This is a genomic window from Geminicoccus flavidas (genome assembly GCF_009806515.1).
Taxonomy (GTDB): Bacteria; Pseudomonadota; Alphaproteobacteria; order Geminicoccales; family Geminicoccaceae; genus Geminicoccus; species Geminicoccus flavidus.
On sequence record NZ_WUJP01000446.1, the window covers coordinates 1 to 6,130 of the forward strand.

At 68.7% G+C, this 6,130-nt stretch carries 7 protein-coding genes and 1 pseudogene; 3 read left to right on the forward strand and 5 right to left on the reverse strand.

Translation table 11 applies throughout. From position 1 onward, the window contains the following. The 5 genes from EQG76_RS12545 to EQG76_RS12565 all read right to left on the reverse strand — a co-directional run. Positions 1–736: thymidine phosphorylase (locus EQG76_RS12545; RefSeq protein WP_159713804.1), on the reverse strand; the 736-nt coding region annotated here is incomplete at its 3' end. After that, the gene (gene deoC, locus EQG76_RS12550; RefSeq protein ID WP_159713806.1) at positions 736–1,539 is read right to left on the reverse strand and encodes a deoxyribose-phosphate aldolase; all 804 of its coding nucleotides are present in this window, start codon (positions 1,537–1,539) and stop codon (positions 736–738) included. The genes EQG76_RS12545 and deoC, both read right to left, overlap by 1 nt. Beyond that, positions 1,536–2,747 (reverse strand): purine-nucleoside phosphorylase, encoded by a 1,212-nt coding sequence (locus EQG76_RS12555; protein ID WP_321573458.1) that lies wholly within the window; start codon positions 2,745–2,747, stop codon positions 1,536–1,538. Before EQG76_RS12555 ends, deoC begins: the two co-directional genes overlap by 4 nt. A 236-nt stretch (positions 2,748–2,983) precedes the next feature. Continuing rightward, entirely contained in the window at positions 2,984–3,958 is a 975-nt protein-coding gene (locus EQG76_RS12560; RefSeq protein ID WP_159713808.1) for an ABC transporter permease, read from the reverse strand. After that, a complete protein-coding gene (locus EQG76_RS12565) occupies positions 3,955–5,064 on the reverse strand; it encodes an ABC transporter permease (RefSeq protein ID WP_159713810.1) in 1,110 nt (369 codons plus the stop codon). The genes EQG76_RS12560 and EQG76_RS12565 overlap by 4 nt, the downstream gene beginning before the upstream one ends. A gap of 470 nt (positions 5,065–5,534) precedes the next feature. Here EQG76_RS12565 and EQG76_RS33430 point away from each other — a divergent pair, with 470 nt between their 5' ends. The 3 genes and pseudogenes from EQG76_RS33430 to EQG76_RS33435 form a co-directional block, all read left to right on the forward strand. After that, positions 5,535–5,654, forward strand: coding sequence for a hypothetical protein (locus tag EQG76_RS33430; protein WP_159713812.1), 120 nt, complete (start codon positions 5,535–5,537; stop codon positions 5,652–5,654). Then, positions 5,644–5,877: a calcium-binding protein gene (locus tag EQG76_RS12575; RefSeq protein WP_159713814.1), complete on the forward strand. Its 234-nt coding sequence runs from the start codon at positions 5,644–5,646 to the stop codon at positions 5,875–5,877. Before EQG76_RS33430 ends, EQG76_RS12575 begins: the two co-directional genes overlap by 11 nt. Before the next feature lie 98 nt (positions 5,878–5,975). Then, positions 5,976–6,130 (forward strand): annotated as a pseudogene (locus tag EQG76_RS33435) (calcium-binding protein); the annotation flags it as partial.

The following is a 6,130-nucleotide window of genomic DNA, read 5'->3' on the forward strand; positions in this document are numbered from 1 at the left end:
CCCGGCCCAAGCACATGCCCATGTCGGTGAGCAGCGCCCGGCAGGGCAGCCCGGCATGGCGGGCGACGTCCACGATCGAGCGGGCGAGTGCCTGAGCCTCATCCAGGCCGGGCAGGAAGGCGCCGGAGCCGTGCTTAACGTCCATCACGAGGTAGCCAGGCCCGGCCGCCAGTTTCTTGGACAGGATGGAGGCGGTGATCAGCGGGATGCTTTCCACGGTCGCGGTGACGTCGCGGATCGCGTAGAGGCGCCGGTCGGCGGGCGCGAGCTCGCCGGTTTGGCCGACGATGGCACAGCCGGCCGAGCGGACGGTCGTGCGCACCAGCTCGATGGATGCTGCGGTGCAATAGCCCGGGATCGAATCGAGCTTGTCCAGCGTGCCGCCGGTGTGGCCCAGGCCGCGGCCGGAGAGCATCGGCACATAGCAGCCGCAGGCGGCCAGCAGCGGGGCCAGGATCAGGCTGACCTTGTCGCCGATCCCGCCGGTGGAGTGCTTGTCGACCACCGGACCCGGCAGATCGTCCCAGGAGAGCTGCTCGCCCGATCCGGCCATCGCCTCTGTGAGCAGGGCGGTCTCGACCGGGTCCATTCCCCGCAGGACGATCGCCATGGCCAGTGCTGCCACCTGACCTTCCGTCCAGCTCCCGTCCGACAGGCCAGCGACGAACAGCCGGATCGCTGCCGGGTCGAGCACGCCGCCGTCCCGCTTGGTCCGGATGATCTCCTGCGGGAGCATCAGTAGCCGCTGTCTCCCGCCTGCGAGGCACCGCCCCCCGCCACACGGACCAGATCGTCCAGCAGGGAGGATGCCCCGAAGCGGAAGGTCTGCGCCGAGATCTGCCCGGCTCCCATAATGGCGTCGCCCAGGCACAGATAGCGGGCGGCATCGGCAGCCGTGCGGATGCCGCCCGATGCCTTGAAGCCCACGCGCAGCCCGGCCTCCTCGCAGACCCGCATCAGCACGGCCGCAGCCTCGGGCGTGGCACCCACCGGCACCTTGCCGGTCGAGGTCTTGAGGAAGTCGACGCCGGCCATCACGGCGGCGCGCGCGGCCGCGGTGATCCGGTCGGGGTCGGCGAGCACGCCGGTCTCCAGGATCAGCTTCAGCCTGGTCGCCGGGCCGATCGCCACCCGGACCGCGTCCACCAGTTCGCCGACGATGCCGACATCGCCCTCCATGATCGCCTGGACCGGCGCCACCACGTCGACCTCGTCGGCACCGTCGGCCACTGCCGCCGCGGCCTCGTCCGCGGCCCGCGCCAGGTCGTCCGAGCCATCCGGGAAGTTGGCGACCGCGGCCAGACGCACGGTGCTGCCGGCCAGCAGCGGCCGGGCGAGCGGCAGGAAGCGGGGATAGATGCAGACTGCGGCGACCTTGTGCTCCAGGGCCTTGACGCAGAGCGCCTCGATCTCCGCCCCGGTCTCGCTGCCCGACAGCGAGGTCAGGTCGACCAGCGGGATGGCGCCTCGGGCGACCTCCGGCGTGGCGGGGGCGAAATCGGCCTTGGCCAGCAGGTCCTGGGTATTCTTGTCGATCATGCGCGGGCGAGGTCCGGAAGGGCGGCGGCGAGCAGGCGGCGGAGCTTGGCCCCGGCGATCTCGGCACCTGCCAGGGTGTGGTCGTGGCTGAGCTCGGCTGGGGTCATCCCAGCGGCGAGGTTGGTGACGGCGGACAGGCCGGCGACGCGCAGGCCGAGCTGCCGGGCGGCGATCGCCTCCGGCACGGTGCTCATCCCGACCAGGTCGGCGCCGAGGGTGCGGAAGGCCCGGATCTCAGCCGGCGTCTCGAACTGGGGGCCCAGCGTGGCGAGATAGACACCCTCGGGCAGGTCCAGGCCAAGCTGCCGGGCGGCATCGCGCAGCACCCGGCGCAGCTCCGGGTCGTACACGGCGGTCAGGCCGACGAAGTTGGGCCCACCGACCAGCGGGCTGGTGCCCTGGAGGTTGATGTGGTCGGCGATTAGGCTGATCGAGCCCTCCCCGACCTCGGGGCGCAGCGACCCGGCTGCATTGGTCAGGACGAGGCGGCGGCAGCCGAGCTCATCGACCAGGCGGACCAGCGGCAGGACCGAGGTTGCCGGCCTGCCCTCGTAGAGATGGACCCGGCCCTGGAAGCACATGACCGGCACGCCGGACAGACGGCCCAGCACCAGCCGGCCGGCATGGCCCTGGACCCCGGCAGCGGGGAAGCCCGGTAGGTCGGCATAGGCGAAGCTGGTGGCCCCCTCGAGCTCGTCTGCCAGCCCGCCGAGGCCGGAGCCCAGGATGATCGCCACCTGCGGGGCGAGGTCGGCCACCTGCCGGCGGACGATCGCAGCGGCGTCCTCGCCTGTCGCAGCCGCTTCGCCGCCGCCCAGATGTGCGGTGGTGAACGCGTGCGGCAGGAGCTCGGCCATGCTGGTCGCGAGATGCCGCCCGTCCGGATGGCAGAGATGGACTGGCGTGCCGGGGGACGAGAACTCCGCCAGGCGCTGGCGGCAGCCGCCGCAGGGCGCGATCAGCCGCTCGCCCTCGGCCAGCACCAGGACCTCGGCGATCTGCCGGCCGCCGGCCGCCACCATGATGCCGATCATGCTGGCCTCGGCGCACTGCCCCTGCGGGTAGGCGACGTTCTCGACGTTCACCCCGGCATGGATCCGGCCGTCGACGGTACGCAGCGCCGCCGCTACCGGAAACTGCGAGTACGGAACGTAGGCCCGCTCCAGCACGGCGGTCGCGGCTGCCAGGAGATCGGCCGGGGCGCTCATCCGTTCGCGCCGGAATAGGTGGATGGCAGGATCGGGTTCATGATCCGAGCATAGACGGGCCACGATACCGGGTCAGCGGCGTCGGGTTCGTTTCGTAATGGAGCCATGACCTGCTCTCGGGTTCGTTCGTGCAAAAACATGGTTCCCGTTCGGCGGTGAAACATGAACATTACCCTGGCAAGCCGAAGGATCGAGGATAGCAGGAACAGGCCGATCATCCCAACGGCTGGGCAGGCTCAGCGATCCTTCATGTAAGGCACGCCGATCGCCTTGGGTGCCACCGCCCGGCCGACGAAGCCGGCCAGCAGGATCACGGTCACAACATAGGGGATGGCCTGGACGAACTGGGTCGGGATCTCGCCGATGCCCGCGACCGGGAGGCCCTGGAGGCGGATCTGCAAGGCGTCGGTGAAAGCGAACAGGAGGCAGGCCAGTAGCGTCGGCACCGGCCGCCACTTGCCGAAGATCAGGGCTGCGAGCGCCAGATAGCCCTTGCCGGCGCTCATGTCGCGCAGATAGCCGGCATTCTGAGCGATCGACAGATAGGCGCCGCCGATCCCGCACAGGGCACCGGACACCATGAGCGCACGATAGCGCATCCATGGCACCGAGATGCCGGCCGTGTCGACCGCGGCCGGGTTCTCGCCGACCGCCCGCAGGCGCAGGCCGAACCGGGTCTTCCAGATGACCCAGAAGGTCAGCGGGACGGCCAGGAAGGCCAGGTAGACCAGCAGGTTGTGGCCGGAAAGCAGCTCGGCATAGATCTGGCCGATGATCGGCACCGAGCGCGCCGCTTCGGCGAAGGGCAGCGTCAGCGAGGGAAAGCGAGCGTCCTCGGCGGTGACCGGGATGCGGCCGGCCTGCTGGAACCAGGCATTGGCCAGCACCGGACCCAGCCCCGCCACCAGGATGTTCAGCGCCATGCCGGAGACGACCTGGTCGCCGCGATGGGTGATGGTGGCAAAGCCGTGGACCATGGCCAGCCCCCAGCCGAACGCCATGGCGGCGAGCAGGCCGATCCAGGCGCTGCCGGTGAGCTGTGCGGCGGCGGCGGCGGCAAAGGCGCCGCCTAGCAGCTTGCCTTCCAGGGCGATGTTGACGATGCCGGCACGCTCGCAGAACAGGCCGGCCAGCGCCGCCAGGATCAGGGGTGCGGCCAGCCGGATCGTGCTGTCCAGCAGGAGCAGGGTCGGGAGCCAGAGGTCGCTCATGCCGGCAGCGCCCGGCGACGGCGGAACAGGGCCTCCAGGGATGGGCGGAAGAAATGTTCCAGCGCGCCGGCGAACAGGATCACCAGGCCCTGGACCACCACCACCATGTCCTTGGTGATCGCCGGCATGTCGAAGGCCAGTTCCGAGCCACCCTGGTAGAGTGCCCCGAACAGCAGCGCCGCCAGCAGGATGCCGACCGGGTGGTTGCGGCCCATCAGCGCGACGGCGATGCCGACGAAGCCGTAGCCGCCGGTGAAGTTGAGCAGCAGGCGGTGGTGGCTGCCCATCACCTCGTTCAGCGCGATGAAGGAGGCCAGCGCACCGGACAGCGCCATGGCGATCATCTGCCAGCGCGCCGGGGAGATGCCGGCATAGACCGCGGCCTGATCGTTTCGGCCGACCACGCGCAGCTCGAAGCCGGCGCGGGTGCGGCTCAGAAACAGCCAGAACAGCAGGGTGCAGATGAGCGCCCAGAAGAACGACAGGTTGAGGGGTGCGCGCGGCAGGTCGAGACCGAGTGCGGCACCCAGCTGCCAGAGCTGCGGCATCCAGGCGTTCTCGGCGAAGGTGGCGGTCTCGGGCGAGGAGCTGCCGGGCCGGATCAGCACGTAGACCAGCAGGTAGGTCATGATCGACGCGGCGATGAAATTGAACATGATCGTCGTGATGACGATATGGCTGCCGCGCTTGGCCTGCAGCCAGCCTGGGATGAAGCCCCAGACGGCACCGAACGCCACGGCCGCGACGGTGGCGAGCGGCAGGATCACGAAGAACGGCAGGTCGCCCAGGTAGAGGCAGACCAGGGTCAGGCCGAGCCCGCCGATATAGGCCTGTCCCTCCGCCCCGATGTTGAACAGGCCGGCACGGAAGGCGATGGCGACTGCCAAGCCGGTGAACACGAAGTTGGTCGCGTAGAACAGGGTCCAGCTCAAGACCTCGGGGCTGCCGAAGGCACCGCGCACCAGGTAGCCAGACGCCTCCAGCGGGTTCTCGCCGAGCGCCAGCACGACGAGGCCGGCGATCAGGAAGGCAACCACCAGATTGAGCAGCGGCAGGAGGCCGTAGTCCGCCCAGGCCGGCAGCCGCCGCGCTCCACCCACCGCCATCAGGGGGAGCCTCGATCGGCCGGCGCCATGTCGTCCTTCACCATCGCACCCTCGGCAACCGCAGGATGGCCGCAAGGCGATCGTCCTGCGCATGACTGCCCACGCATGCGACCTTGGCCGCCCTCGCGTGTTGGATCAACTCGATATGGCGCCCTCGGGATAGCGCGCGGACCACCACGGGGCGGCCGCGCGGAAACATCGTGGGCAGCCACCCTTCGTGCGGAGGTGTCGGCAGGCCTACCTCAGCCGTCCTGTTGGTCAGGTCATTCGCCGCTTCACCATCACCCACAGGATGTCGGGATGAGCACGGCGGTAATATCTGAGCAACCGGCCCAATCAGTTGTACGGCAGCACATCATCATTATGAAGTTCGACACGCAGCGTCATGTCGTCGATTTTATTGAACTGATCTATTATTAGGCTCTGCCTACCGGAAGAGGCTACTCCCCATCTATCCATAGGATCCGGCAATGGTTAGGATCGCTGGCACTCCGCAAGCAGACAGGATTTTCGGCACGCAGCTGAGCGACCTGATTGACGGCCAGAACGGCGACGACACCATCAGCGGCGGTGGCAACGATGCCCTGTAACGATGCCCTGTCTGGTGGCTTGGGCAAGGATACCATCTTCGGCAACTTCGGTGATGACTTCATCTCTGGTGCTTCTGGAAATGACGTCCTGATCGGTGATCGCGGCGACGACATCCTCTACGGAGGTGCAGGCAACGATCGGCTCTCTGGTGGTTTCGATACTGACATTTTATTTGGGCATGCCGGGGATCACATCCTCGATGGCGGCCCGGGCGGGGTGTAATCCTCGGCGGCGATGGCAACGACCAGATCACTGGTCATGGCGTGCTGCGCGGCGGGGCGGGCCGGGACTTCATCTCGGGCCAGTAGCAGGCTGGCAACCTGCTCTATAGTGACGGCGGCGATGACCAGCTGCGCGGCGCCGGAGCGGGGGATGTGCTGCGCGGCGGCGGCGGCAACGACACGCTGATCCCGGGCGTCAGCCAGAACACGCTCTACGGCGGTGCCGGCGACGACTTTCTGGACGGCGCCAAGCT